Origin of the sequence: Polaromonas sp., from assembly GCF_043778355.1 — a bacterium.
Lineage (GTDB): Bacteria > Pseudomonadota > Gammaproteobacteria > Burkholderiales > Burkholderiaceae_C > Polaromonas.
Genome location: NZ_JAYWHI010000083.1, coordinates 1 through 2,758, shown reverse-complemented (window position 1 = coordinate 2,758; position 2,758 = coordinate 1). Strand labels below are relative to the sequence as shown.

Genomic DNA, 2,758 nt, shown 5'->3' with positions numbered 1-2,758 from the left:
TTATTCAAGCAGACACCGCGGAACTGGCTTTGCCAGGCCGCAGGTGTCGCCCCCTGCAAGGGGGAAGGCAAGCGAAGCGCAGCCACGGGGGTGTTCATAGTTCTTCAATGCGCCGCGCAGAATAGCTGTCCCAGGCCTGGCAGCCGGGGCAGTGCCAGAAATGTTGTGTTGCCTCAAAGCCGCAGGCTGCGCAGCGGTAACGCATCAGCGGTTTGGTGGCCTTGTCGAGTGCGCGCTGCACCAGGCCGTGCTGGCGTTCGTCTCCGAGCTTTTCGCCGGCAATCCATTTGGCCGCAGCCACCAGCGAGGCTTCGCGCTCCAGATGCTGCACATACCGGTCGCGCGGCTCGCCCGGACCGGTATCGAGCTTGATGATGGCTTCAATGAGGTCGATCGACGGCGCGGCGGCGTAACTGGCCAGCAGCATGTCCAGCGCGCGCTGTTGCTGGCCGCCATGCTGCGCTATGTTGCCCAACAGGCTGGCCGCCAGCGGCAAGGCCTGGGGGGCGGTTTGATCGAGCTTGAACAGGGTCGCAAATGCCTGGTCGTGCCGGCCCAGTTGGCTTTGCAGTTTGGCCAGATCAATCAGGGGGCGCGGCGAAGTCGGAGCGAGGCTCACCGCTTGCTCTAGCGTTTCCAGGGCGCGCGTGGTGTCGCCGGACGCGGACGCTGCGAGGGCTTGCTCGCACAGGTAGTGGGCCTGCCGGCCGCTGAAGCTGCCGTGGCTGGCGCTGTCCAGCTTGCCAGCAATCTCCGTGGCGTGGGTCCAGTCGCGCGAGCGTTCGTAAATCGACAGCAGCGCGAGTCGGGCTTCTTCCTCGTAACTCGTGCCTTCCAGCTTTCGCAGCGCAACCTCGGCGCGGTCCAGCAGACCGGCCTTGAGGAAGTCGAGCGCCAGCGCGTGTTGTGCGCGGTCGCGCTCGGGCTGGGTCAGGTCGCCGCGCGACATCAGGTGTTCGTGCACACGCACCGCGCGTTCGTATTCGCCACGGCGGCGAAACAGGTTGCCGAGTGCGAAGTGCAGCTCCGACGTGTCGGGGTCGTTTTGTACCGCCTCGATGAAGGCGTCAATCGCCTGGTCCTGCTGCTCGTTGAGCAGGAAGTTCAGGCCCCGGAAGTAGGCCTTGGGGGCCTGCCGGTTTTCAATGCGCATCTGACGCAGGTCAAGGCGGGACGCCAGCCAGCCGAGGGTGAAGGCGATGGGAAAGCCAAGTAAAACCCAGGTGAAGTCAAAGTCCATGGTGCAGGGTGGAGGGGTTCTCGCTGTGCTGGCTTTGTGGGTTGAGGCGCGTGCTCTGGCGTTTTTTCCACCAGCGCGGCATCATCATCAGGATGCCGGCGGCCAGGCCGAAAGCAAACGTGACCAGCACCACCAGCACCAGCGGCGCCTGCCACTGCGTTCCGAAAAAGAAATTGACGGAAACGACTTGCTGGTTGTTCAGCGCGAACGCAAAAAGCGTAAAAAAAATGGCTGCCTTGAGCAGCCACATCAGGTATTTCACTTGGCGTCCCCTTGTGGTGCGGCAATTGTAGCCAGCCCCGTCGGGAATAGACCTATTTCGGCTGGGAAACCAGCATTTCCTCGGTGCGGGTGTCCACCGCTTCACGCAAGGCCTTGCCGGGCTTGAAGTGGGGCACGCGTTTTTCGGGAATCGCCACGCTTTCGCCGGAGCGCGGATTGCGCCCCATGCGCGGCGGGCGCCGGTTGATGGAGAAACTGCCAAAGCCCCGGATCTCGATCCGGTGCCCACGCACCAGCGCGTCGCTCATGGCGTCAAGAATCGTCTTGACGGCATATTCGGCGTCGCGGTGAGTCAGCTGGCTGAATCGGGCCGCCAGTTCTTCGACAAGATCGCTTCGGGTCATGGGAGTGGGGGGGGGGCGGCGAAATGGCGTGCCGTTCCGGGGAGCGGGCACGCCATTCGCAGAGGTCCGTTTACTTCTCGGTGTTGTCCAGCTTGGCGCGCAGCAGGGCGCCCAGGCTCGTCAGACCGGCGCTTTCACGCGAGGACTGCTGGCTCAGGGTCGCCATGGCTTCCTGCTGGTCGGCGTTGTCCTTGGCCTTGACCGACAGCTGGATGTTGCGGGTCTTGCGATCCACGTTCACCACCACTGCGGAGACTTCGTCGCCTTCTTTGAGCACATTGCGCGCGTCTTCAACGCGGTCGCGGCTGATTTCGCTGGCACGCAGGTAACCGATGATGTCTTCGCCCAGATCGATCTCGGCGCCTTTGGCATCCACGGTCTTGACCTTGCCGGTCACGATCGCACCCTTGTCGTTGATCGACACAAAGGTGGTGAACGGATCGGAGTCGAGCTGCTTGATGCCCAGCGAGATACGCTCGCGGTCCACGTCGACAGCCAGCACAATCGCTTCAACTTCCTGGCCCTTTTTGTAGTTGCGCACGGCAGCTTCGCCAGGCTCGTTCCACGAGAGGTCAGACAGGTGCACGAGGCCGTCGATGCCGGCAGCCAGACCCACAAAGACGCCGAAGTCGGTGATCGACTTGATCGGGCCCTTGACGCGGTCGCCGCGCTTGGTGTCCTGTGCAAACTCTTGCCATGGGTTGGCCTTGCACTGCTTCATACCGAGGCTGATGCGGCGCTTGTCTTCGTCGATCTCGAGGACCATGACTTCAACTTCGTCGCCCAGGGTCACGAGCTTGCTCGGTGCCACGTTCTTGTTGGTCCAGTCCATTTCGGACACGTGGACCAGGCCTTCGATACCGGGTTCGAGTTCGACAAATGCGCCGTAGTC

Annotated in this window: 4 protein-coding genes; all 4 read right to left on the bottom strand. The window is 62.8% G+C overall.

Features of this window, described 5'->3' with window-relative positions; all coding sequences use genetic code 11:
- Positions 1-94: 94 nt before the first annotated feature.
- Complete coding sequence (gene lapB, locus ACH2CW_RS12005; RefSeq protein ID WP_395058396.1) at positions 95-1,240, bottom strand: lipopolysaccharide assembly protein LapB; 1,146 nt, start codon at positions 1,238-1,240, stop codon at positions 95-97.
- Positions 1,230-1,502 (bottom strand): lipopolysaccharide assembly LapA domain-containing protein, encoded by a 273-nt coding sequence (locus ACH2CW_RS12000; protein ID WP_395058394.1) that lies wholly within the window; start codon positions 1,500-1,502, stop codon positions 1,230-1,232. Before ACH2CW_RS12000 ends, lapB begins: the two co-directional genes overlap by 11 nt.
- Positions 1,503-1,554: 52 nt before the next feature.
- Positions 1,555-1,866 carry an integration host factor subunit beta gene (locus ACH2CW_RS11995; RefSeq protein ID WP_188709294.1) on the bottom strand — a complete coding sequence of 104 codons (312 nt, stop codon included), beginning with the start codon at positions 1,864-1,866 and terminating at the stop codon, positions 1,555-1,557.
- 70 nt (positions 1,867-1,936) lie between these two features.
- On the bottom strand, positions 1,937-2,758 hold an 822-nt coding region (locus ACH2CW_RS11990; RefSeq protein WP_395058392.1), incomplete at its 5' end, for a S1 RNA-binding domain-containing protein.